Source organism: Armatimonadota bacterium, from assembly GCA_023511795.1.
GTDB lineage: Bacteria > Armatimonadota > UBA5829 > DTJY01 > DTJY01 > JAIMAU01.
The window spans coordinates 353349-378277 of record JAIMAU010000001.1 but is presented as its reverse complement, the minus strand read 5'-3'; the positions used below and the strand labels follow the sequence as shown (position 1 = coordinate 378277).

Genomic DNA, 24929 nt, shown 5'->3' with positions numbered 1-24929 from the left:
TATCACATGTCCTTGGTGTTGTAAAGTGAGAAATAAAAATCTTTTAAAAATCATTGCGGTTTTTTGCAGACCTTATGTTGCAAAAATGTAGCATACTCTCCGTTCCTCGTCAAATTTTTCCGATAAAAGAAAGCGTCCCTATTCTAATATAGAAAGAGACGCTGGTAGTTAATCTTTATAACTATTCTCTTTATTTTCTTTAAGGATTTTGGCTTGGTGTGCCCATTTGACGAGGCATCCTTTGCGAATTGTTTGGGCTCATTGGGGGCATCATTCCGCCTGGTGTTGTCTGTGCCGCAGGTGAAATGGTCGTCTCCTTGACCTTTTTGAGGGTATCAGCAGTAAACTGATAAATCGTGCCGCCCATTACTACATAAACATACTTTTCATTGGCGGCGATTGACATACCACCTAGACCCATCATGGGCCGACGCGTCATATTCATATCGCCCATGGGTGGCTGGCTGGGAGGCTGTGCTGGTGCAGGCCGCTCATCAAGAGCAGGCGGCACTTGAGCAAGCGCATGTCTGGGATTGCTCGCCAAGATTGCGATCATGCTGACTAGCACCACCAGCGCTAACACTGCGATTAGGACCTTTCCATGCGTGCTTGAAAACATTTTGTTTCTCCTCCTCTTTTCTGGGGTGGGCGCGAACTGTGCTCACGTTTAAGCAATCATGCGCTATTCAATTAGACTATTCCAAATCTAATAATGTTCAAAAGTAGCTGATAAAACCAGCAACAAAAAGAGCGGAGACTTTTTTTATAGTCTCCGCTCTTTTTGCATTATCTTACGCCAGAGCCAGGAGGAACTTCTTTATCGGGTTGTAATAGCACCGCTGTGCCGTCAACGTCTGCTGCCAAAAGCATACCTTTTGATTCCACGCCGCGGATTTTTGCGGGAGCTAGGTTAGCCACTACAACAATTTCACGCCCAACCAATTCCTCAGGTGAATACCATTGAGCTATTCCTGCAACAATTTGTCTTTGCTCTGTTCCTAAATCAACTTTAAGCTGGAGGAGCTTGTCAGCTCCGGCGACTTTATCGGCGGCAACAATTCTCCCGATACGCAGGTCAATTTTCTTGAATTCTTCAAACGAAATTTGCTCCACTTGCTTATCCTCCTTGCGTTCTGCCGCCACCGCTGGTGCGGGGCGTTTACTTTCGCCAGCCTGAGTTAAAGCAATCTTTTTGGTCTCTATTCGCGGAAATATCGGCTTAGGTTCGGCTGTGCGTGTTCCCGGCTTCAACTTTCCCCAAGCGGCCGCGTCATCCCAAGACTGCTCTGAAAGCGGCTCGGGTATGCCGAGCTGGCTCCAAATAGCTTGCGAAACCGTAGGCATAAAGGGTTGTATGACAATTGCAATTGTGCGAACTGTTTCTAGCACAGTATACAGTATGGTATCTAATCGCAAGCCGTTTGTTTCATCTTTTGCAAGTCGCCAAGGCGCTTGTTCTTCCAAATACTTATTTGCACGGGCGACTACACCCCAAATCGAACTAAGCGCCTCGCTGAACTGCAGGCGGTCAATGCACTCCGCAACCTCTTCGACCATTTTCAAGACCGTGTCAGCAAGGTTTCTGCTTTGCTCATCGTCAGCCGCCGGCTCGGGCACGACACCGCCCCGATGGCGGTGAAGAAGCGGCAGAGTTCGATTCAGGAGGTTTCCAAGGTCGTTTGCTAAATCTGAGTTAAATCGCCCAATCAAACCAGCGCGTGAAAAATCGCCATCTAGCCCAAAAGTTACCTCACGCATAAGGTAGTAGCGCACCGCATCTATGGCGATATCCAAGTCTGCTTGCGACATGGCGGCAATTTCTTCCGCGAGCTGCACCGGCGCTACGACATTCCCCTTTGATTTCGACATCTTCTCACCCTCGGCGGTCCAGAACCCATGTGCATATATACGCTTAGGAAGCGGCAAATCTAAGCCCATTAGCATGGCAGGCCACAACGTGGAATGAAACCTTACAAAGATATCCTTTGCCATAAGTTGAACATCGGGCGGCCATACTTCGGCAAACTTCCGTTCATCTGACAAATATCCTGCCATGGTGAGATAATTAAGAAGGGCGTCGAACCAAACGTAGATGACTTTCTCTGGATCGCCGGGGACTGGAATGCCCCATCCATAAGAAGCTCGCGTAACACAAGCGTCTCTTAGACCAGCTTTGATAAAGCTGATTACCTCGTTCTTTCTGAATTCTGGGCCAAGAAAATCCGGATGCGACTCAATGTACTCGAGCAGGCGATCGCCGTATGCCGAGAGGCGGAAGAAATAATTCTCTTCTTCTACCCAGCGAACTGGCCTTCTGCACTCAGGATTGGGGCACAAGCCATCGACGACTTCGGATTCTCGGAAAAAGGTTTCATCGTAGATGCAGTACCATCCTTTATAGAAGTCCTTGTAAATATCCCCGCTTTTAAGCAGCTTTTCGAACACTGCTTCTACAACGCGACGATGTCTTTCCTCAGTTGTGCGAATGAAGTCGTCGTAAGCGATGTGCATGCGCTTCCAAGTCTCTAGGTATTCGGAGACAATTTCATCCACAAACTCTTGAGGTGTTTGCCCTTTTGCCTCAGCAGCTTCTGCAACTTTTGGTGCATTTTCATCGGTGCCTGTGCCAAACAGCACTCGGAATCCTTGCAGACGCTTGAACCGAGCTAGGACATCTGCGGCGGTAGTGGTGTACGTATGGCCAATATGTGGCACATCATTTACGTAATAAATAGGCGTTGTTATGTAGAATACTTTGTCAATTTTTCTACACACGAGATAAACCCTTTCTTAATTAACAAACTTCCAATTGAGGCTTATTACGCTTTCGCAAGCAACTTTTATTTGCAACCCGCGCAGCTTGATTTTTGGCAACACGCACAGCTCGACGAGCCTGAACTCGAAGGTGAGCTACTACCATGTGAATAAAATGCAGATATTAGACGGCGCACCTCAGAAGCGCCGCAGTTTGGACAATTTATACCGCTCGCTGCAGAGTTAATATTGCAGAGTTTCTCAAACCGCGTTCCACAATTTTGGCACTTAAACTCGTATATTGGCATTGTCTAATCTTCTACTGCTCCTTCTGCGTTTTGTAGTCGCTAGGAATCTCTTGGAATCGCTCTTCCCTGGGCTCAAAATCGCCCTCTTCTTGGTTTATCAAATGCGCAGAACAACTTTCTGCAGGACATCTGCACATCGAAGGCGGTTGAAACTCGGCTTCCCTTTGCTCGTCTTCCACTCTGTCATTTTCTTCTTTGGATAAGCTACAAACTACTTTAACCTCGGAAGCGGGATAGTGGCTAATGATCCCCTCGCCAAAGTCAATCGTAAGTACCTCTTTAATAATGTTTACCTCTGTTACTTTGCCTGGACCTCTTGGCGTCATTACCGTGGAGCCGACTGCTGGAAGCCTGGACTTAGCCTCCTTATAGATTGGATATTCGAATTTCAAACAGCACATTAACTTGCCACATATGCCGGAAAACTTGATAGGATTGAGGAAAAGACTTTGCTCTTTTGCCATTTTCATGGAGACTGGTTCGAAATCCTTTAGGAAAGTTGCGCAGCACAACGCTCGCCCGCACATCCCCAAACCGCCAAAAAACTTGGCTTCATCGCGCACGCCGACTTGGTGAAGCTGAACCTTTATTCGCAAAGTGCTTGCCAAGTCCTTTACAAGCTCGCGAAAATCAACTCGCGTTTCGGCGGCGAAATAAAACGTCACCTGAGAACCGTCAAATGAGTAATCAGCTTCGATTAGCTTCATTGGCAGGTTGTGTTTTTGGATTTTTTCAGCACAAACTCGAAAAGCATGCTCTTCTTTCTGTCTATTGCTCTCCTCGCGCTCGAAATCCTCAGGCGTTGCCTTTCGGAGAATATTTCTCAAAGGCGGCACTATTTCTTCCTCGGGAACCTCGCGGACTTCGGTCATTACCTGGCCTAACTCGATGCCGCGCGCAGTCTCGGCAATGACGAAATCACCTTCCTGCAAGTCAAGCCCGGCAGGATCAAAGTAGTATATCTTCCCAACCTTTTTAAAGCACACTCCAACTACTACAGGCATTCTTTATGTTTCCTCAAATGGGCTATTGACGCTCAATAGCCCACTTGGATGTGTAAGAATTAAAGTTCTGCGCCAGTGCCACCGGGTGCTTTCAAGGAGATATATTTTCTTATAGCTCAGTTATTAACCCCTGCGGCTTCGTATTTGCGAGCATCGCTTTGCTCTTGCAAATGACAAAGTATTCTAACATAGCAAAGTTAAGATTATCAAGCATTCTAGATACCATCACAAAGTGTTTGCCAATTAAGCACGCAGCCACGCATATTTCCATTGTCATAAGTTTGAGCACGGCATTCTAGGGTAAATGAACTCAGGAAAATATTTTTTAAAGAGAGGAGTGGTGCTGATGACTGAAATATCGATGGAAGAGCCGGGTACCCACGAGCCATTGATTTTAGAAAAGCTCAGCGACCTTGAAGATCAAGAAGATTATCTCAATCATTATCCCGACATCCGCGGCCATGCGGTAGTCAATCCTCTTGGCGAGGAGGTTGGAATTGTTGAAGACCTTTATGTGAATCCGCGCAATCGTCAGGTCGAAATGGCGGCAATTGAGTTCAATGGCATGGTTGGTATGGGTGGAAAACACGTCCTCGTTCCGGTTGAAGAGCTAGAAATTCTCGACGACGCGGTTCGCATTCTGACTCACGCAGAGAAAATTCGCTTGGCACCAGAGTTTCATGAGGGGGCTCCCGCATTTGAACCCTACTACGAATATTGGTCCAGCCAGGCGGTTGGGCCAAGCGAGGAGCCTGCCAGCGGATATGTGAGGCCACCAGGGCGTCTCACGCTTGCCGGCGAACAAGAAGAGATAGAAGAAGAAGAAGAAGTAGAAGAAGTAGAAGAGATAGAGGAAGAGGAAGTGGAAGTGGAGGAGGAAGAGGAGGAAGGAGAGGAGGAAGAAGAAGAGTGGTAGTTTACTCGTTGACAAATCCCTAGGCGCTTGATATTCTAAGAGCAAATATTAATTTCTATATGTATTAGCTTTTGGACAGTTTGCCTCAGGAGACTGCGTATGCAATGCACAATTTGTGGGGCTGATGCGTTATTCGTTTGTGGTCGGAGCGGCCGCCCTGTTTGCGCCGAACACGCCCGCATCGAGGTAGTATCGAGACTTAGTTTTGGCTCATCCGACAGCCTTTCGGTAAGAGAAGCAACCCCTGAAGATTACTCACGAATAAAGCAGCTAGCAGAATACTTTAAAGGCAAGACAAAAGTAAGTTCCCTGGATAAAGAATATGATTTATTGAGCTTGCCTGCCTATGTCGCGGATTCAAATGGCAACATAGCTGGAGTGCTTTCCTATGCAATTGAACCCGAGGTTTTGGTAATCGTAATGCTTGATGTTCTACCAGGATATCAGGGTTTGGGAGCAGGTAGCATGCTCATAGAACGCCTCATTGAGAAGGCTTCGTCCGAAAAAAAGAAAGAAGTTTTGGTTTCCACGCCTAATGATGACCTTCCGACGATTTACTTCTACCAGAAAAATGGATTCCAAATATATGATGTGAAACCTAACTTCATTGCCAAAGACAACGAGGTCCAAGTAGGGTTCGCCGGAATACCCCGAAGGGATGAGATACGGCTCAGGCGACAATTATAAAATCTAGTTCTAGAAAATAAGCTATTAGATATAGAAAAATGGCGGGAAGCACCCCCGCCATTTTATTAAATCTCGCTCCAAGGTCTGGCGAGATTTTTTAATTCGCTATGGTTGACCCTCCTGAGATTGCCGTTATGCTACCATCCATGCCAGTGACGAAGGCAACGCCGTCTTTTGCCTCAACGCTCGACATTACGAAAAGACGCGGAGTAACCTGATAAGTCCACAAAAGGCTGCCATCTGAAGCAGATAAAGCTTTTAGCGTGCCAGTGTTTGTGCATACATAAACTACGCCGTCGCGCTCAGTCGGGGCCGCTGGCATGAACCGTACGCCAGCATTTACGCTCCAGACATCTTTCCCCTCAAGATCTATCTTTGTGACATTATTCGAATCGCCTCTGAGGTATACATGTTGTCCGTCCTCGGACAGCCCCACCCCTGCGCAGTTATCGCGGTGATCTAACATCTTGCCCGAAGCGGCGTCTATTATGCTTAAACTCATGTTCCTATCTGCAATAAACACCTTGCCATTTGAAACAACGGGCCCACAGTCGGCTGGACTATAATATCTAGCTGCAGGCTTTGTTGCTGAACCATAGCCAACACATTTCCATTTTGTGGCACCAGTCTTGACGTCAACAGCATAAACATAAGTATCCCAAGCGCCAAAGTAAACAGTATCGCCGTCAACAAATGGTTTGCTCTCAATAGTATAGGCGGCGTCATCGTTCGCCCAAACTAATTTTCCGGATGAATTGAGTGCATAGAGCTTGGAGTCGTTGCATCCGAATATTATTAAATCACCTGCCAGCACAGGTGAAGAATAAATAGGACCGCCTGCATTATATGACCATTTCAGCTTACCATCTATGCCAACAGCATAGAATTTAGCATCGCCTGAGCCGAAATATACTGTATCATTCACCACAAGTGGCTGACACAGTATCTCGCCTCCTGTCTTGAAAGTCCAGAGCAGTTTTCCATCTGAACGTCTAAAAGCATAAAGCTTGCCATCAGTAGCACCAACATAAACCGCATCATTGGTAATGGCAGGCGCGCCTTTACATGAACCGCCCGCGAATGCTCGCCAAATAGCTTTAGCACCCGAAGATGATTCCGTGTAGAAGCTTACCGACTTTTGGAAGGTGCTACCATTTTCGTCGGTAAAAGTAACTTTTAGGTAATGAGCGCCAGGCTGAAGCTGGCGTATATCTAGGGAATCTTTGTATTGTTCCATCTCCAACATAAAATCGCCAACAACTTCTCCATCAACCTTATAGGTGGCCACATTTATACGGCTAGTATTTCCAGTAATAGTTACAATTACAGGAACTGAGTCGCCTGCATATACTTTGCCCTCCTGGGGCTCTAATATTTTGATTTCGGGATAGGTGCTTTTTATAGAAAGTGGCTTCTGAAGAATCGGAATAGTAGCATCCTTTTCTCCCGCTTTTTTATATGCAACGCGCAGAATGCCATCTTTTACAGATACTATGCTAAACCCCGGGTCAGGCTTTAAGAACGAACCACCGGTTACAAGATCATATCCCACTGCATTTGCAAGTACATGTCCGTGTGAATGCCCAGCCATCATAAGAACGACATTATAAGGGCGCAAAATATCTACAAGCCTATCGCACTCGAATTCGCTTGCAAACTCACTTCCATATAGGGGATGATGAAAGAATAGAAAAACCGGCGTAGTAGGCTTCACCTTCTTGAAATCCTCTTTTAGCCAAAGAAGCTGTTCGGTCGTAATGGTCGGACGAGGATCTTGAGGTGTGGAGGTATCTAAACCAATGAAGTGGCAATCGTTAAAATCAAATGAATAACAGTGCGACCCATGCCATCTACGAAGTGCGCGGCGGATACAATACCATGTACCGTCATGATTGCCAGATTGGTTGTAGATAGGAATTTTTACATTCTTCCAGCAGTTAAGATAAGCATCAAGACCGCCCTGGAAAGGACCAAACTCCGTAAGGTCGCCAGTTACTATGACAAAAGACGGCGCAGGTACTGTTACTTTATAAGGCAACAAGTTTATTTCGCCGAGATTTGCGATTTCGCTTATTACTGATTGCGTTGAAGACATACTGTCAGGCAGATGTGAGTCGCTGCCATGGATAAAAGTAAAATCTGGGATATCTTGTGCCCATCCAAATGAGACAATTAACAGTAAGATGGCCAGGCTGGCAAGCAACACTGGCCTTAAAATAAAGTTAGACCGCATCAAAAACCTCCTAGAAGGAATAATGAGGATTATTCAGAATAGAAGTTCATCACTGCAAGGGAAAAATCCTTCGGAGAATGATCAATCGAACCCTTAGGCATATGAATGTGCGGTTCATGTAATTTCGTGGGGTTCTATCGCTTAAATTACGAGCCAACTCAGACCAAACTGGTTGTAAGCTGCCATTACTTATTGTTGTTAAATTCGAACTTATAGCCAACTCCCCAAATGGTAGCTATCCTACATGAAGAATTATCTCTTTCAATTTTTCGCCTTAGCCGCTTTACATGCTGGTCCACCGTTCGCTCGTCGCCAAAAAACTCATCATAATCCCAAACCTGTTTAAGGAGCTGCTCACGAGTGAACACTCTGTCTCGATTGCTTGCCAAATGCCAGAGCAAATCGAATTCTTTTGGAGTTAGGCTTACCTTTTCGTTATTAACCCTTACTTCCCTTGAAAGAAGGTTAATATAGAAACCGGGGAAGTTTAGAACCTGCTGGTCTTCTTGGCTTGCCGCCTGCTTCGTGCGCCGCGAGACTGCCTTTACTCGGGCGATAAGTTCACGCGGGCTAAACGGCTTTACTACATAGTCATCCGCACCCATTTCCAACCCAAGTACTCTATCGAACTCATCACCCTTGCCTGTTAGCATAATAATTGGGACATCGGAGAAACGTCGAATTTCACGGCATACCTCTATTCCATCTAACTCTGGGAGCATAAGGTCGAGGATTATCAAATTGGGCCGGTGCTCGCGGGCAACTGCTAGTCCTTCCTTTCCGTTATAAGCACACACTGGCTCGAATCCGGCCATCTCCAACTGAAGCCTTACCAATTCACAAGTGTTTTCATCATCGTCAACTACAAGAACTTTCTGTTTGGCCACGGTCAAAAACCTCTCTTCCGTTGAACGCTTTAAGATCTTAGTGTTGCTGTTGCATAAGGCTTTCAATTAGACCTGCGGGAAATAATAATACCACAGGGTTGCAAAACCCTATAAAGATAAGCAAACGGTTTTCCAATTAGCGCTCCCGCCATGCGTCAGTCATCCGTGAAGATGCGCCCAATCGAAGATTGCACACCCTGCGGTTTTGCGGCTTCGGAAGGTGGACGCTGGGCTGACTAAATATTCAGCATACAATGCTTTCACTCGAGGCTTTTGCGAGAGCCAGCTACAAAAAAGTATAAGTATTTGTAAACGTTTTGTCAATAGCTCTGTGTAAAGTTTAGGACTGTTTTCTTTCGGTTGCTTTAGGGTCACCTGCTTCGGCTAGAAGGCGAGCAATCGCATCCATTGTCCGACGGCCAACTTCCTCCAAGGCTTCGCGTCCATGGCTTCCCTCATACAAGTCGTCAAAGGTAATCGGCTTGCCATAGACTACTTTAATCGGATGTCTTCTAGGAAGCTTAGAATGAGGGCCTAGTACTTTATCTGTTCCCAAAACAGCAACTGGCACAACCGGCGCCCTTGATTTGAGTGCTACAAGGCCAATGCCTAACTCTGGGTCTTTCAGTTTTCCATCAACACTTCGAGTACCCTCGGGGAAGATGCAAATCACACGCCCTTCTTCCAACATCTTAATCGCCTTCTTGAGAGCAGCTCGGTCTGCCGTTCCGCGCCGAACTGGAAAGGAGCCAACAGCACGTATGAGCTTGCCAAGTATTGGAACTTTGAAAAGCTCTTCCTTTGCCATATAATGAACTTTTCGATTCATTCCACATCCCACTACAGGGGGGTCCGCAAAGCTCCTATGGTTGGGCGCAAGAATAACACCGCCGCTAGGAGGTATATTTTCGGCCCCAACTGATGTTAACCCACCAAGTAGCCAAAATGCGAGCCTAAAAAGTGTGCGTCCAATGTAGTACAGCATTTCTCGATATGACAAACAAACTTTTATATTAAAAAACCTAGAAATCGTAGAATCGGCTTAGATTGCGCAGTGCATCTAACTTCTCTGTATTCCCTATTTTCGCTTGTTCAACAGCCCGCTTTACAACCTCAATCGAGCGGTCATATAATTTGCGGTTTACAGGGTATGGATGTCCATCTTTTCCTCCGTGCGCGAAACTGTATTTAGCAGGGTCGCGCGTTGAAGCAGATGCCCCATAAGCGAGGTCCGCAATCATAGCAAGGGCTCGGACAGTCTTTGGCCCTACACCTTCTATTTCTAAAAGCTGCCGAAAATTCTTCGGCCTGCGTTCATATGCCTTTAATAGGGTCTTCTCAAGCGAACGCGGGGAAAGATCAGTTATGAGGACTTCGTGATGTTTTGGAAGGTTGAGTTCTTTTATGCGCACGATTTCTTTTACAAGTTTCTCAGGCCTCTCTGACGCGAGAACAGCAGAGGTACGCCGTGACTCCTCCGCCTCTTCTGCCACCATATTTAGCACAAACCGACTCTTAGAATCTGAACAAACAGCGGCATGAGGCTCACACACGAAGTCTTGCATGCTTGTAGAAAGCCAATGATACCGCCGCGCCCAACGATTTGTTTCATTCATGCCTTGTTGAACAACTGCCCATTCGCCATGCTTATTGAAAATGAACACGTGGTGATAGAGCTGATAACCATCCTGAACAGCCGTGTTATCCACTTTTGCTGACATCCGGCTTGCGTAGACTAACTTCGAGGGATCAAGGTTTAGAGAAAAGCGGTCGGCATAAGCCACAATTTCCTGGGGAGTTCGACGCGAGACACTACCCTTTCCACCAGCAACAAAGAGACCTATTTCATCTTCTATGCCCTTCAGACCTTCCTTGATGGCACCGCAAACGGTAGTTGTGACCCCGGAGCTATGCCAATCGAACCCCAGGACACATCCCAAAGCTTGGAACCAATAAGGGTCCGAGAGCTTGGCAAGCACCTCGTTTGTGCCGAACTCTATCACCATGAGGGAAATAATCTCACGTGATAGTTTTGTCATTCTAGAAAAAAGCCATGCAGGCGCAGTTCCGCCATGCAATGGCAGGTTCGCAGTACCTGTTCTCATGTTACTTTTTGTTTTCCCATTGTTTTAAAATCATCAATTTTAATTTTTCTGTTACTTTGGATTAGTGATGGAACAGGCGAATGCCAGTAAATACCATTACCATACCATATTCATCGGCTGCTGCAATGATTTCATTATCCCGCGTTGACCCACCTGGCTCGGCTATGTATTTTACGCCTGTCCTGCTTGCGCGATCAATGCTGTCCCTGAATGGGAAGAAGGCATCGGAGCCTAGTGAGACTCCTGTAAGCTTGTCAAGCCAGTGGCGTTTCTCCTCTTTCGTTAAGCGCTGAGCACCAGGCAAGTTCTCCCGCATAAGCGCCTCTTCAGGAGGAGTCAGGTCGTCGCAGAGAAACTCATCAATGGCGTTATTCTTCTCAGCGCGATTCAAACCACTTCTGAACTCTAATTCAAGCACTTTAGGATGCTGTCTCAGCCACCATAGATCCGCTTTCCCGGCGGCCAGTCGAGTGCAGTGCACTCTAGATTGCTGGCCCGCACCAACGCCTATAACCTGGCCATCGTAGGCAAAGCAGACAGAGTTCGATTGGGTATATTTTAATGTAATAAGCGCAACAACTAAATCCCGCTGAGCTTCTGGTGGGATTTCCTTTTTCGCTGTAACAACATTCGCAAGTACGCTGGCATCAATCTTAATGTCATTGCGTTTCTGCTCAAGTGTTACGCCAAAAACTTGACGTTGCTCAATTTCTGGCGGATTATAATCCGGGTCAATGCGGAGAACTAGATATTTGCCTTCACGCTTCCCTCGCAATAGAGCCAGCGCATCCCCGTCGTATGCCGGCGCTATAACACCATCTGAAACCTCGCGCTTGATAAGCTGCGCAGTAGATAGGTCGCAGGTATCGCTCAAAGCAATGAAATCGCCAAATGAGGAGACTCTATCCGCACCGCGAGCACGAGCATAGGCAATAGCTAGCGGAGATAAGTCCATATCATCAACAAAATATGCCTTTTTCAAAGTATCCGATAGTGGCAATCCCACGGCGGCTCCAGCTGGGCTCACATGCTTAAATGACGCTGCGGCCGGAAGATTGAGCGCAGCCTTAAGTTCTCGAACGAGCTGCCAAGCGTTTAGAGCATCAAGAAAATTAATATACCCTGGCGTGCCGTTCAGAATTTCTATTTTGGGACTTCTGTCAGTCAAGATGACCTGTGCAGGCTTCTGATGTGGATTCATACCATACCTAAGTGGAATAACTTGCTGATTCATTTATTTTCCTCCCCCATATCTGGCTACAATAATAATTTTATAATCAGGCCAACAGAACCTATTATACTTCCAATTTTCGCCTACTGACCGCGTAAAAATAAAAAGCCTGGGCGTTATTTTGCCCAGGCGGTCGGCATTCAATAGGTATTAGCGCTCCATCGCGGTCAATTCCGCTCATTCGCCAGTCACGCTGAAACAATGATAGCTTCTCCCGCGCCTAATGTCAAGAAGGCTTCAAATCTGCAACTTTCGCCGCAAAGCGCCTACCCGCACTTGGAGAACCCGCAAAAGCGGCAAACAATGCATCCAGATTCGTGTTCGACAGCACTGCCACAGTCAGGGCAAGCACCAACAAGATTGTCGAGCGGGCTTTGCCATTTGCTTACTGTCTCTACCGGCTCGCCTGTCTGCTTGTATTGAAGGTAATGTTCAAGAGCAATCCCAATAGCATCGGGACATGAGAGTACTCGGCCTCCTTGGTCCCATGCTGGCGAGGGACAAACATTCCCCCTAAGCTGCTTGATGATGGATTCAGGCTTAACCCCAGCTCGAAGTGCCGCCGAGATAACGCGCGACACCGCATCAAGCTGAGATGAGGCACATCCACCAGATTTTCCCATTCTCGCAAATACTTCGCATAGGCCTTCGCTATCTTCGTTTATCGTCACGTATAGATTTCCGCAACCCGTTTTAACTTTCTCGGTCACACCAAACGTTCGAACCGGCCTCGGTCGCGGCTGAAGCACACCGGTCTCAGAGTTCGATGTTGCCTCCTTTTTGCCAGTGCCAACGCTCAGCACCTGTTCTTCACGGCTGCCGTCCCGGTAGACAGTAACGCCTTTGCAGCCCAAACGGTAGGCAAGCTTGAAGACTTCCGCTACGTCTTCGGTTGTTGCGGAATTCGGAAAGTTGACAGTTTTCGAAACCGCATTGTCTACGTATTTTTGGAACGCCGCCTGCATCTTTACATGCCACACGGGCGCAATGTCGTGAGCTGTAACAAATATGCGCTGAACTTCCGTCGGTACTTCGGCTATTCCTTTTACCGTTCCACGTACAGCGATTTCCTTCATCAGGGCATCGCTATAGAACCCTCGCTCTCTGGCAATTTTCTCGAATAATGGATTGACTTCTACAAGTTGGGTCCCATCGAGAACGGTACGGATGTATGCAACTGCAAACAGTGGTTCTATTCCGCTAGAGCATCCAGCGATTATTGACAGAGTACCAGTTGGGGCAATGGTTGTCACTGTTGCATTTCTCATTCGAGTTCCCTCTGGCACATCGTAGATGCTCCCCTCGAAATTTGGAAATGCTCCTCGTTCAGCGGCAAGTTCCGCGGACGTTTGTCTAGCCTCGGTTTGGATGAACGACATCACTTCCTCTGCTAAAGTGATTGCTTGTTCAGAATCATAAGGTATACCTAGCATAATGAGCATATCTGCAAAGCCCATGACCCCTAGTCCAATCTTGCGGTTGCCTTTGACCATCTTATCAATTTGCACCAGAGGGTATTTGCTGACATCAATGACGTCATCAAGGAATCTAACCGCCATCCTAACGGCCTTCCCCAGCCTCATATAATCTACCGCGGGCTCACCTCCAGAGTTAGCAATGAATTTTGACAAGTTAATTGAGCCCAGATTACATGCCTCATAGGGAAGGAGTGGCTGTTCGCCACACGGATTTGTTGATTCAATCTCTCCAAGCTTAGGAGTAGGATTATCGCGGTTGATACGGTCAATGAAAATAATCCCCGGCTCACCGTTCCGCCACGCCATGTTTACTATCAAATCGAAGACTTTGCGCGCATTTAGCGATTTTGTTTTTTGGCCTGTACGAGGATTGATTAGGTCGTAGTCCTGGTTTTTCTCGACAGCTTCCATGAACTGTTCGGTAACAAGAACGGAAATGTTGAAATTGGTAAGCCGGTTGTTGTCCTTTTTTGCTGTAATGAAGTCAAGGATATCAGGGTGATCTACACGTAGGCAACCCATATTCGCTCCCCTACGGGTGCCACCCTGCTTAATAGCCTCGGTAGCCGCGTTAAAGACCTCCATAAAGGAAATTGGGCCACTGGAAACGCCGTTGGTAGATTGGACGACGTCTTTCGCTGGCCTGAGACGTGAGAATGAGAATCCCGTACCCCCGCCACTCTTATGAATGAGCGCAGTGTGCTTGATGGTTTCGAAGATGCTCTCCATTGTATCTTCGATTGGCAAAACAAAACATGCGGCTAGTTGGCCCAGCTTCCTTCCTGCATTCATCAGCGTAGGACTGTTTGGCAGGAATTCTAGCTCTGACATCATTCGGTAAAACTCGGCTTCGATTTCTCTGATTTCATCATCAGACTTACCATACAGCCGCTCTGCTGCCGCGACCGCATTAGCGACGCGATGGAACATACCCTCGGGCGTTTCGATTGGGTTGCCCTGCTCGTCTTTCCTAAGATAACGCCTTTCTAAAACGGTGATTGCGTTCTTGGTGAGCATCTTCGACCCCTCCTATAGAAAATTTTAGCCGGATTCCACCGGCGAAAAACCTCTAGGTAATGCAAACGCAGGGCTGAATCCAGAGTGATTAAAATTTCAATGCAGTCTGAAGACGACCCTGACTTTGTAAATCGTTATCCAGCCGAAGCTGGACTACGCCGTTGGCATTTGTGTGCTCTTAATTGCCTGCCAAATCTGCATCAAGAACGTCTACGAGCTCTTTGAACTGCGTTACATCCTCGAATTGACGGTAGACGGATGCAAATCTTACATAAGCAACCTGGTCCAGGCGTCTGAGCTTCTCGATAACCATATCGCCAATTTCGGATGAGCGCACCTCCTTCTCACCACGATTGTAGAGTGTGCGCTCAATTTCATCTGCAGCAGCTTCAAGTTGAGCAACGCTAACCGGCCGCTTCTCGCAGGCAGTAACCATTCCCTTAAGTAATTTTGAACGGTCGAAAGGCTCCCGCCGTTCGTCTTTTTTCACCACGACAAGACGAAGTTCTTCTATTTCCTCGTACGTAGTAAATCTCCTACCGCATTCGAGGCATTCTCGGCGACGGCGGATTCCCTCTCCATCACGAACCGAGCGGGAATCTAAAACCTTGTCATTATTTTGACCGCAGTAAGGACATTTCATGATAAAACTTGGATGCGCATCTACAATATATTGTGGTGTTTTTAGACTATCACACAATATATTCCATGTCAAGGGATATATTAAAAAAGTTTTCTAAGATTTTTTTCAATTCAGCGCTTCTAAGCCTATGAGGCAAACTTCCCAGGCCAAAAATCATAGGTTGGGATATCGAGGACTATGCCAATGATGGTCCACAAGCATCCGACTGTGATTTCACCGAGAATCAATCCATAGAAGAACGGAAGTGTTCGCTTGTATTGAGATAGCCCGCCGAACTTTAAAGTGAGGAGTTTTGCAGTGCTCCCTATGAAAAGCGGCATCCAAAGCTGTGCCACTCCCCAACTACTCGCGAGACCATATGCTAAAGGATGGAATGGGAACCAAAGAAAACGAACTCTCATCCATCCGAGGAACATTGAGCCAAGGAACCCAACACCAACAAACATAAATGCCGTTGGGTTCGGCGGAAAAGGCTGTTTCATCCAGCCTGCAAGTTGGTTGTAAACTTCTTTCCCAAAGCCAAGCGCCCATTGCTCCATATTTGCAGTGGCGCCGCCGTTTTGATAGTAGGTGTGCAGGAGCATCCAAAACCCAATTGGCATAGCGTAGATTGCGGCAATTCCAACAGCATAAAACATTTGGCGAGCATGGCTATCTGTCCGTTCCGAGAGCTTGTAACCCTCCATTTCGTGCGGTGATGGATGGCTTGCATAAGTTCTGTTGAACCAATAAAACATTGAGAATCCAACCAAATCTTGTGAGGAAAGATTTTGCGTTCCGGCTGCTGTCACTATGGGATTTTGAGGACCCATTACGTGCATGTCGTGCGTTGGGAAACCAAGTTCAGCTCGAATTCGACTTACAATGACTGCAAACACAAAATAAAGTATAAAGAAAATAACGATTATTAATGGCGACATACCCATCCGATAGGCAAAAAGACTGAGAAATAAAATGCCAGCAATTGCTCCAAGAATTGCTGTCCGGTAGCTGACGGCCTCTTTTGATTCATCAATTTCGCGGGTTCGTAGGAACGCCGTTCGGAATACCTTTTTAAGGTAGTGGCGACCGGTCCACATACTCATAACAAAAAAGCCAAGATATGCCCCATATGCCTGGCTGTTTACAAACGGATAGGCTCGGTCAAAACCGCCGCCAACAACCATCAGCTCATGCAATCCCAGCAAATGACTTGCCACCAACTCAAGTTTCACAAGCCAATAAAAGAACCAGCATGAAAATGAAAGTTCAAACGGCATCAAGAATGCAATACCGATTGCCCAAAAATAGAAACCCAAGGGAATTCCACCCATTGATTTCCAGGGCTGGTTGACGATGTACTTACCAATGTCCCTGCGCACAATTTGGATATGGGGAACAGATGGAAAAAGATAATTTAAGCCAGCAAGGAGGGTTAGCATGCCCGAGAAAGCAAAACCCATCCACATATATTTGTTTCTAAATAGCGAACCTGTCTCGTCGGTCATTTCTAAAGGAAGCATTACCACAGGGAATGTCAATTTCTCGGACTCTATCCAGTGCTTGCGAAATATACTATTTATACAAAGCATAGTTATTATCAAAACAAAGCAAAACACAGACCAAGAAATGACCGGTATTATCCACGGTGTAAAGTTTGCTGGGTCGTAGAGCGTCGAATTACCATAATAGAAGTTCCGCAATGACTTCGGGTCGCTTACCGTTAGCCATTTTGGCAGACAGTGAAGGAACATGTTTGCCCAGTTGTTTTCTGGCGACTGGAAAAAGAATGCATAGCCAATCAACGAGACAAGGATTTCCATCATATTGTGCGAAAGTACAGCACTTGTTATGGAAACCATGATGTAAATAGTTGTTAATTCAGCCCTATTAAGGGCAAATTTTGGCCACTTGCTCCTTACTCCCATATTTATTAGGCTTAGAACGAGTAAGGTGAAGAGGCAGTTATAAAATGGAGAGGCATAAGTTGCAAACGAATAACGTACGACCTCCATCTGCACAATCCAATAGTCGTTAATAATGGTCAGAATGAAGGCGATAAAAACAACACGTTTAGTGAGGCCTTTTTGTGGTTTTGCTGTGGTCTCAACAGCCTTTGTTGTTTTAATATCAGTAGGGATACTCATCAACAATTAACCAATTAGCATGTAATCAGGATAGTTTTCTTTTTGTTTACCGCTAACCCAATGCCATATCTATGAACAATGCCGCCGTCCAATGGTAGTCCTTTATACACTCGGCCACCTGCCAGCCCCCAATTTTAACGTCTTGCTTACCTTTTCGGCTAAGTTTTGAAGGCGACTTCGAAGCTTTGCTGTCATAAAACTCGTATACAACCCCATCCTCTGCATACCAGCGTGCAATCTCGCTCAATGTTGTTTTCTTTATCTCGTCAGCCAAAGTTAGGTAGCCATATCGAATTAAACCTTCTATGACCATGTAGTTGAAGTTAATCCAGACCGGCCCCCGCCACATATCATCTGAGAACGAAAGCTCATCAAACGAAACGCTAGGGATGGGGAACTTCAGCCAAAATTCGTCAGGGTTCCTCAAATGCCTCACGAGGTCTTCTGCTTGGCTCTCACTGCATACTCCGGCAAATAAAGGAGTAAATCCTGCTATCGTTTTAAGGTCAATCTGTACTCCATCGGGTGTTAAATCATAGTAAAAACCCTCGTTGGCATTCCATAGCCGCTCATTGATCAAGGCTATACGGCTGTACTTAAGGTCTGCCCAAATGCCAGCTTCATTAGAAAACCCCAGCCTTCGAGCAATTTTCTCAAGGTAGGCAAGGTCATTGACTAAATACGCATTTAAATCGACCGCGTCACCAATGGGTTGGTCAAACCGCGGAGAGTTATCCATGCCAGAGGCATTGCTACTCGGCCATTCGCACAAGCCGCTCTCATCTTTGTCAAGCTCCCTGCAATCATAAAGCAACATTGCCTTTAGCCGTGGGTAACAGTATTGGAGAAACTTCTCGTCTCGTGTCGTCTCATACACTTTCCACGTAGCCCATGAAAGGATTGGCGGTTGAACAAGTAATGAGTCTTGTTCGTCATTTGGCGTCATCATATGTGGGATAAAACCGTCAGGCCTTTGCTTTGACAAAACAGCCTTTATTGAGTTCATCGCCCATTTTGGTGCAAAATGCCTCAAACCAAGTGCGTGAAATGCGGAATCCCATATCCACATATGCTTGTGCGGCCAGCGGTCGGGTGTGCTCCAGTCGAATTTAATACGTCCCTCAGCCCTGTTGCAATTTATTTTTTGAACCGACGCACATTTATAATAAGTTTTTACGAAAAGCTGGTCTTCGAATTCGGGCAACGGCAATTTTTCAAAAAAGGCAAGCCGGTCGTTGTAAATCTTACCTAAGTCCACAGCCAGCGCCCGTTCGGCATCAGCAAGCCTAGATCCAGTCGGCATATCAAATGAGTAAGTCAATACAAACCTTATGCCTTGACCCTCTCCAAGCGATGTACATAGCTTTCCTTCGAAAACGTGCAAATTAGCGCCCTTGCCCATGAGAATAAGTTCCTCGGGCCCTGCTTTGAATATTATACTCGTGGCATCCTGGACCTCTAGCGTTCCCTGCATCATAATAACAATAGAAACATCTTGGGGGGACTGCGACTCTATAGCGAATATTTCACCTGTCACAGTTTTTTCGTCGAGGAATAAATATCTTAAACGCAGCCTGCCGTTTCGCAAAGTAATCAACGAAGAAATGACATCACATGCGACTACCTCATCTTCAATGGAGCAAATAGGAGGGAAATGAAACATCAAAGAGGCAGGAGTATTGGTGTGAAAATCAATGCCCCTACCCTCACCTGAGGTCGAACCTACAAATGGATGAGCCCAATCTGTTGGGCCATCAAAACCGGAGAATGCAAAGAGCGCTCCGCCTTTTCCCCAAATGTTTGGCAGATTGCCCCTCATTTCACTCGCCCTGCGCAAAAGTAGCTGCTTTTAATTTATCGGTAAGGAAAAACTCAACGTTATATTCACAATTGACAATCTTTGGGACGAGAATGCGAACACACTCCCAATCGCCCTCAAGATCAAGTATAAAGACAGCCCATGAGAAGCCCGAGCGAACGCGTGGAATAAGCGGTGGCACCCTATATGGTTCCATCCATACACCATCAAGCCATATGGCACATTGAGCAATTCTCGGATCAAGTGAGGGCCGGAAAGGCTTCTCATCCTCAAAATATCTGATAATTATGACCATAGAGCAATCGGTTGAGTGCGGCCAATCTTCACGACATGCGCTACTACTGTAGTAAGGCAATAAGCGGAGTTTGATGTTCGACTGCGGCTTAATATTGCCCTCTTTGGTAGCCAAATAGACCAGGTTTTGCTTCCCGAAATCGATATAGCTATAATCCCTAGTCCAAGGATAAAGTATAGAGAAACCAGCTTCTCCGTTTACTCCCATTGGGTGGTTGTTTATATATAATTCGCCTTTTAGGCCACTAATATCAATCATTAACGGAAAGGACTCCCAAGCACGAGGCAATTCAGGTCGGCAACGAAATGCCAGTCCGGTACCAAAATCGATCATTTCCAATGCTTGAGTAATTTCTGTTATTACACCTTCCGGTGGCAGCACTAACGTAACAGGGATTTGCTCATTTTCCGTTCGCCTAAATTTCTTTTCCAATAACTCGATATGTTCATCGGATGGCTCTACTTCAAGCCATTTTACCTCCCAAGGGTCAATATGAATATGAAAGCTACTTCCTGGAAGGATCGCCCATGCCGCGTGTTCCGGGAAAATTTGAACGCAGATATTTCTTACAGACGGATCACAGTGTAAATCCTCAGCACGAAGTTCCAAGACTTTTGTTTCCCAGGAGGGATTATAAAGGGCAACCAAGCCTCGGCCGTGTATTGCACTTGAAAACCCATATACCTTTCCTAATTCGGGCTTTCCGATGACTCGCTGAAGCAAACCAATACTCGCACGGTGAGCGCTCCTCACTTGTACAAGACGTTGAAGGAAAAGCCTATCATTATCATCCAACAAATGTAGCTCTCCTGAAAGCATTATTCGCCCAGCTCGGGAAAGCGACATAATCAAATCACGTTTCCAAAACTGCTTTCCAGACCAGAAAGGCCGGTCCGAATAACCAATATAAGTGCCGCTATCTACTTTAAATAAGCAATGCCTAAGGTCATTATGCAATATTTGACTATGCCTCAAGCTTGGTGCTGGAATCTCGGCCGTGCCGTCACCATCCTCGGAAACAAAATCAGCGAATTTTAACCACCAAGGCGAACATTTAGATGTCGAGACTTGGATGATAATCTCAGGATCAGCTGCCTTGAGATTAGAGAACAATTCTATCAATTTTCGAGCGCGCAGATTCAGCTGATATTTGTCAGAAAGCACATTGTCTTGGGAGCCCAAATGAAAGGAGATAAACTTCAGCCCCCTATTCACTAACCCCAAGAGGAGATCCCGGGGGTCCCCAATTTCCGACAAATGATTAAAATCAAAACTAATTCCCGGCTTAAGGCCAGCGTTTTTTATTTTTTCTAGGGTGCTGCCTAAACCATCGGGAAAACATTCGTCTCCGGAAGAGAAGGCTGGCACAACATCACAATCTGAAAAGTCGAGAATAAAATACTCAAATGGTATACGCCAATTTGTTTTTAAGTCTAAGACATGTCTTAGTTGTTCCGCTATGATATGTTCACTTGGCCCTTCGCACTCATGGGCACCACGAGAAGAGTACCAGCAGCGAAAATGCTTGCTTTTATTAATTCTCACCTCTTCGATATAGCTTAAAACCTCAGCCTCAATTTCTCTAGTGCAAAGTCGGAAGATGGCACGCTCGGTCTTAAAAGTTTCGCCTGGCTTAATTATCGACGCCGGATAATATTCTAATGAGACCAACGAATCCTTGATAATGTTTTCGGATTCCGGAAACTCAATTGCGGTGAATGCGCTGTTTCCAATAACTACCGGCAAACCACGCCCGCCTCCAGAAAGGTTTACATCCTCAGGTACCTCGAACCTATCGAGCACCGCGTCGAAAAGCACGAGCGATTTTTCTTCGATATTTTTAATTAATAGTTGCTTTGATAACTGAGGACCTATTCCTGCGCTCACACGAAGCTCTATTTCCAATTCGGGATTATGATGTCTGAAAAAGAAGGCTAAACCTGAGCCCTCGGATTCTCGTACTTCCAAAAAATCAGCATTATTGGGATTGATTTCAACAGATGGGGCATTCTCACCAGGTGAGCCGACGCGGAAAATAAATTCGCATACGTGCGCCAGCACCAGCTCCATGGCGTTCCTGGCGTCACCAATAACTCCTCTTCGGAAACCCGACCCAAGGTCGAGCATCCGGTAGACAACATCATTACCTATATAAATAATGCCTGCAGAATTAGCTTGGTTGGAAATTTTTGCACCCTATTCCACCGCCACAACAGGCGGGTTGATATATCCGTGATACTTCTCAGCTACATTTCCGGCAATCACATCGCCGCTATGAATATATATCCGATAAGCAAATGGAAATATCTCTCCAGCCTTTAAAATGTAGCTCCCATCAACGCTGGGGTCTTTTTTATATGCCGATAAAGCAAATGGATTCGCAGTCATAAGGCCATAATCTCGAACATGCCAATATGTAGGATATCGGAAGTTGGCTGGATTATCAAATATAGTAATTCCAACGGTTTGGCTTTCTACCGGTCCAGAGTAATCACACCAATGTGCGCGCTTGCCCCAAGTTTCAATCTCAGTAACGCCGCCGTATGAATTTGTAATCAAGCCTCCCTTGTTGCCATCCATACTCGTAGCGACCCTAATCGCTACTATGCCGCCTTCTTTGGTATCACCAAACCGAACGTCACCTTGGGTTGCTTTAAATACGACGCGGAGGTCTATCAAACGGGCATGTTCTGATACATTGTATACGATAACTTCACGCTCCTCCTCCATTATCTTATTTCCAGAGGAATCGAGCCAATCATTCAACGTTTTTATCCGTCCAAAAGCTGTGCCACTGCTTTTATCGAGAAACTCTTTGTGCACGGTTACAGCATGACCAGGCTCCTCAGACCATCCATCCGCACCATTTAGGTCGCCAAAAGCAACCCACAAAGACCTATGGTGTTTGTGGTCGCTAGTCTCGCCAGGGACATCCTTCTCCATTGGGAAGCGCCTGGTCACGTTTACACCGCCTGGACCTATTAAAGGAAACATAAATGGCCTTGGGAGATCAGATGCGTAGTGATAGGCTGTAAACAGCTTCCCACCTATCCAAAATTCGACTTTTTTGCCATCATCAATAAGATTCACACCATCGGTCGTATCAGAAGAACAGCCTATCTCAAATTCACGGCTTTCTCCTCTTGGTAAAGCGTCAACCACTATACAAAGATGGATGCAATCTTCATGCCTGGCCATGACCTGGGCCGGAATTGTCCGGCCCGTTCCAATCTCGACAAGAGAAAGACCCAAATCTTTTGGGTCTTCCATCCCATCTATTGCTACAATAACCGGCTCATTGTAGTAGCTATGCCTATCTGCTTTGATTGCAATCTTCTTAGCCAACTTTCACTCCACCCATCAACTCTAGACCTTTCACATTCGCGAGAAGGGAATCCTGCCTTTTTATGGCATGCCTTGTACAATAAATCCACGTTTATTAGACGCACAATAAGCTAATTTTGTGCAATTCCACGGTTATCTAATCTACTACTTTAAGGCTTTCGGTGTCAACCAAACTTTGCTCTTGACTTATAAGATACCGCCAGGTAAGCTGGGGATAACAACCAATAAATGGAGACACATTATGCACAAGATACTTATCCTTCCTGGACCAACACTCAGAGCACGACTCTTCAGCCAAGAATCGGAAGCTAGACTCAATGCTCTTGGTGAGGTTGTCGCAAATCCACATGACCAAAACTACACCGAAGAAGAGCTTTCTTTGCTTATACCAGGATTCGATGCTTGCATTACGAGCTGGGGTTCGCCACGATTTAGTCCTAACGTTATCGCAAATGCGGATAAACTGCGGGTTATCGTCCACGCCGCCGGTTCAATCAAGGGAATAATTACACCTGAGGTCTTCAAACGAGGTATCACTGTTTGCACATCACAACCAGCAATGGCTATTTCAGTAGCTGCAATGACAGTAGCTATGATGGAAATAATGCTTAGAAATGTAGTCAACTTAGCTTCTGCCATCCGTACACAAAAAACCTGGCGGCCCTACGGAGTTGCAGAGCCACGAGAACTGAATGGCAAGCACGTTGGCATCGTTGGTGCAAGCCTAATCGGACGCAAAGTAATCAGATTTATTCAGCCATGGGATGTTGAGCTTTGTATCTATGACCCTTACATTACTGCCGAGGAAGCTGAGAACCTCGGGGCAAAAAAGGTTTCCCTAGAGGAACTGTTCGCAAAATGCGATGTAATTTCAATCCATGCGCCGCTGACGGAAGAAACCCGCCACATGATTCGCCGTGAGCATTTGCAGTCAATTAAGGAAGGAGCGGTTCTGATTAATACTGCGCGAGGGGCAATTATTGACCACGAGGCGCTGTTGGAAGAATTGAAAACAGGTCGATTTACTGCGGCTTTAGATGTAACCGACCCCGAACCTCTTCCAGATGGTCATGAGTTCTTTGCGCTTGAAAACGTTGTCTTTACGCCACACATTTCAGGAGGCACACCTGAGATGGTTCGCCGCCAAGGAGAGGCAGCAGTACACAACCTTGAAATCTTTTTCTCCGGCGGGACTCCTTCGCGTCTTGTTACCGAGGAGATGTTGCCTAGGATTGCATAAGCGTCTCTTGGTGGTATGCGTATGCGTTGTGGGCGTGAATTGATTCCTCTGATTCACACTCAACTTCAAACCACCGAAGGCGAGGCTCCTTCCGAAGAACGAGAACGCAGTCACGGACAACATCTTCGACGAACTTTGGAGTCATAAACGCACGCTCAGTAACGAATTTCTCATCCTCACGCTTGAGGATTGGATAGATTTGGGCACTCCCTTGCTGTTCCAAAATGTGGACTAGTTCCTCAATCCAAAGCGATTTTCCTGGAACAAAACGCACGCTTGCTCGAATGAAAGCCCTTTGGTTGTGTGCTCCAACCTCCGATATGGCTTTACTGCAAGGACATACAATATTAATTGGGACATTTACTCGAAGTGTAAAGTCAAATGTCTTTCCATTTAGGTCGCCACAAAACGCACTGGTATAGCCGAGTATGCTCCTCAGCTTTGATACAGGCGCTTGTTTTTCGATGAAATACTTAAATCTGATGTTAACATGCGCCATCTCAGCTCGAAGATGATCCTTGGTTTGCTGAAGTATCAACCTGACTTCATGGCCTGAAACTGGACGGTTGCGCCATTCCTCCAGTATCTCAATGAATCGGCTCATGTGTGTGCCCTTGTAATAGTGGGGCAGGTCCGCCATCAGGTCTACGGTAGCTAGAACGGTTTGATGGCCATCCTCCATAGCCTTGATTTGAAACGGAATTTCCACGCCTTTGACACCGACCCGCTGGAGATATACCTTCCTTCGGTCATGGCTACTCTGAGTATCCACTAATGTCTTTGATTTATCCAAAGTCCAGCTCTCCGTAATGCATTCTTAATTTACATTTATTTTAGACCA

Annotated in this window: 20 protein-coding genes; 3 read left to right on the top strand and 17 right to left on the bottom strand. The window is 46.3% G+C overall.

Annotation, left to right across the window (positions count from 1 at the left end; translation table 11 throughout):
* Positions 1–199: 199 nt before the first annotated feature.
* The 4 genes from K6T99_01605 to K6T99_01590 form a co-directional block, all read right to left on the bottom strand.
* Positions 200–619, bottom strand: a complete 420-nt coding sequence (locus K6T99_01605; protein MCL6518504.1) for a hypothetical protein — start codon at positions 617–619, stop codon at positions 200–202.
* 167 nt (positions 620–786) lie between these two features.
* Positions 787–2763, bottom strand: coding sequence for a methionine--tRNA ligase (gene metG, locus K6T99_01600; protein ID MCL6518503.1), 1977 nt, complete (start codon positions 2761–2763; stop codon positions 787–789).
* A 77-nt stretch (positions 2764–2840) separates the two neighbouring features.
* Positions 2841–3062: a zinc ribbon domain-containing protein gene (locus tag K6T99_01595; GenBank protein ID MCL6518502.1), complete on the bottom strand. Its 222-nt coding sequence runs from the start codon at positions 3060–3062 to the stop codon at positions 2841–2843.
* A gap of 11 nt (positions 3063–3073) precedes the next feature.
* Positions 3074–4066 carry a stage 0 sporulation family protein gene (locus K6T99_01590; GenBank protein ID MCL6518501.1) on the bottom strand — a complete coding sequence of 331 codons (993 nt, stop codon included), beginning with the start codon at positions 4064–4066 and terminating at the stop codon, positions 3074–3076.
* Between the two features lie 346 nt (positions 4067–4412).
* On the opposite strand from K6T99_01590, the gene K6T99_01585 reads away from it, so the two are divergent.
* Positions 4413–4982 (top strand): PRC-barrel domain-containing protein, encoded by a 570-nt coding sequence (locus K6T99_01585; GenBank protein MCL6518500.1) that lies wholly within the window; start codon positions 4413–4415, stop codon positions 4980–4982.
* Between the two features lie 99 nt (positions 4983–5081).
* Positions 5082–5669, top strand: coding sequence for a GNAT family N-acetyltransferase (locus K6T99_01580; protein ID MCL6518499.1), 588 nt, complete (start codon positions 5082–5084; stop codon positions 5667–5669).
* A 97-nt stretch (positions 5670–5766) separates the two neighbouring features.
* On the opposite strand, the gene K6T99_01575 is transcribed toward K6T99_01580, so the two are convergent.
* From K6T99_01575 to K6T99_01520, 12 genes are all read right to left on the bottom strand, one after another.
* Positions 5767–7902 (bottom strand): PQQ-binding-like beta-propeller repeat protein, encoded by a 2136-nt coding sequence (locus K6T99_01575; GenBank protein ID MCL6518498.1) that lies wholly within the window; start codon positions 7900–7902, stop codon positions 5767–5769.
* A 185-nt stretch (positions 7903–8087) separates the two neighbouring features.
* The gene (locus tag K6T99_01570; protein ID MCL6518497.1) at positions 8088–8789 is read right to left on the bottom strand and encodes a response regulator transcription factor; all 702 of its coding nucleotides are present in this window, start codon (positions 8787–8789) and stop codon (positions 8088–8090) included.
* A 340-nt stretch (positions 8790–9129) separates the two neighbouring features.
* Positions 9130–9774: a 1-acyl-sn-glycerol-3-phosphate acyltransferase gene (locus K6T99_01565; GenBank protein MCL6518496.1), complete on the bottom strand. Its 645-nt coding sequence runs from the start codon at positions 9772–9774 to the stop codon at positions 9130–9132.
* A gap of 37 nt (positions 9775–9811) precedes the next feature.
* Positions 9812–10894 (bottom strand): DUF763 domain-containing protein, encoded by a 1083-nt coding sequence (locus K6T99_01560; GenBank protein MCL6518495.1) that lies wholly within the window; start codon positions 10892–10894, stop codon positions 9812–9814.
* Between the two features lie 61 nt (positions 10895–10955).
* Positions 10956–12128: a phosphoribosylaminoimidazolecarboxamide formyltransferase gene (locus tag K6T99_01555; GenBank protein ID MCL6518494.1), complete on the bottom strand. Its 1173-nt coding sequence runs from the start codon at positions 12126–12128 to the stop codon at positions 10956–10958.
* A gap of 61 nt (positions 12129–12189) precedes the next feature.
* A complete protein-coding gene (locus tag K6T99_01550) occupies positions 12190–12327 on the bottom strand; it encodes a hypothetical protein (protein ID MCL6518493.1) in 138 nt (45 codons plus the stop codon).
* Positions 12328–12391: 64 nt separating this feature from the next.
* A complete protein-coding gene (locus tag K6T99_01545; protein MCL6518492.1) occupies positions 12392–14620 on the bottom strand; it encodes a vitamin B12-dependent ribonucleotide reductase in 2229 nt (742 codons plus the stop codon).
* Between the two features lie 178 nt (positions 14621–14798).
* Positions 14799–15263, bottom strand: a complete 465-nt coding sequence (nrdR, locus tag K6T99_01540) for a transcriptional regulator NrdR (GenBank protein MCL6518491.1) — start codon at positions 15261–15263, stop codon at positions 14799–14801.
* A 125-nt stretch (positions 15264–15388) separates the two neighbouring features.
* Positions 15389–17389 carry a hypothetical protein gene (locus K6T99_01535; protein ID MCL6518490.1) on the bottom strand — a complete coding sequence of 667 codons (2001 nt, stop codon included), beginning with the start codon at positions 17387–17389 and terminating at the stop codon, positions 15389–15391.
* A gap of 52 nt (positions 17390–17441) precedes the next feature.
* Positions 17442–19208, bottom strand: coding sequence for a hypothetical protein (locus K6T99_01530; GenBank protein ID MCL6518489.1), 1767 nt, complete (start codon positions 19206–19208; stop codon positions 17442–17444).
* A gap of 1 nt (position 19209) precedes the next feature.
* Positions 19210–21630 (bottom strand): hypothetical protein, encoded by a 2421-nt coding sequence (locus K6T99_01525; protein ID MCL6518488.1) that lies wholly within the window; start codon positions 21628–21630, stop codon positions 19210–19212.
* A 69-nt stretch (positions 21631–21699) separates the two neighbouring features.
* Entirely contained in the window at positions 21700–22848 is a 1149-nt protein-coding gene (locus tag K6T99_01520) for a PmoA family protein (protein ID MCL6518487.1), read from the bottom strand.
* 241 nt (positions 22849–23089) lie between these two features.
* Between K6T99_01520 and K6T99_01515 the strand changes: the two genes are divergently transcribed.
* The gene (locus K6T99_01515; GenBank protein ID MCL6518486.1) at positions 23090–24088 is read left to right on the top strand and encodes a hydroxyacid dehydrogenase; all 999 of its coding nucleotides are present in this window, start codon (positions 23090–23092) and stop codon (positions 24086–24088) included.
* Here the strand turns inward: K6T99_01515 and folE2 are convergent.
* Entirely contained in the window at positions 24075–24881 is an 807-nt protein-coding gene (folE2, locus tag K6T99_01510; GenBank protein MCL6518485.1) for a GTP cyclohydrolase FolE2, read from the bottom strand. The two genes, K6T99_01515 and folE2, sit on opposite strands and share 14 nt — an antisense overlap.
* Positions 24882–24929 lie beyond the last annotated feature (48 nt).

Coding starts and splice junctions, on each gene's coding strand:
- K6T99_01605 (MCL6518504.1), bottom strand. CDS start 619: ATGTTTTCAAGCACGCATGGAAAGGTCCTAATCGCAGTGTTAGCGCTG.
- K6T99_01595 (MCL6518502.1), bottom strand. CDS start 3,062: ATGCCAATATACGAGTTTAAGTGCCAAAATTGTGGAACGCGGTTTGAG.
- K6T99_01590 (MCL6518501.1), bottom strand. CDS start 4,066: ATGCCTGTAGTAGTTGGAGTGTGCTTTAAAAAGGTTGGGAAGATATAC.
- K6T99_01585 (MCL6518500.1), top strand. CDS start 4,413: ATGACTGAAATATCGATGGAAGAGCCGGGTACCCACGAGCCATTGATT.
- K6T99_01580 (MCL6518499.1), top strand. CDS start 5,082: ATGCAATGCACAATTTGTGGGGCTGATGCGTTATTCGTTTGTGGTCGG.
- K6T99_01575 (MCL6518498.1), bottom strand. CDS start 7,902: ATGCGGTCTAACTTTATTTTAAGGCCAGTGTTGCTTGCCAGCCTGGCC.
- K6T99_01565 (MCL6518496.1), bottom strand. CDS start 9,774: ATGCTGTACTACATTGGACGCACACTTTTTAGGCTCGCATTTTGGCTA.
- K6T99_01560 (MCL6518495.1), bottom strand. CDS start 10,894: ATGAGAACAGGTACTGCGAACCTGCCATTGCATGGCGGAACTGCGCCT.
- K6T99_01555 (MCL6518494.1), bottom strand. CDS start 12,128: ATGAATCAGCAAGTTATTCCACTTAGGTATGGTATGAATCCACATCAG.
- K6T99_01545 (MCL6518492.1), bottom strand. CDS start 14,620: ATGCTCACCAAGAACGCAATCACCGTTTTAGAAAGGCGTTATCTTAGG.
- nrdR (MCL6518491.1), bottom strand. CDS start 15,263: ATGAAATGTCCTTACTGCGGTCAAAATAATGACAAGGTTTTAGATTCC.
- K6T99_01535 (MCL6518490.1), bottom strand. CDS start 17,389: ATGAGTATCCCTACTGATATTAAAACAACAAAGGCTGTTGAGACCACA.
- K6T99_01530 (MCL6518489.1), bottom strand. CDS start 19,208: ATGAGGGGCAATCTGCCAAACATTTGGGGAAAAGGCGGAGCGCTCTTT.
- K6T99_01525 (MCL6518488.1), bottom strand. CDS start 21,630: ATGCTCGACCTTGGGTCGGGTTTCCGAAGAGGAGTTATTGGTGACGCC.
- K6T99_01515 (MCL6518486.1), top strand. CDS start 23,090: ATGCACAAGATACTTATCCTTCCTGGACCAACACTCAGAGCACGACTC.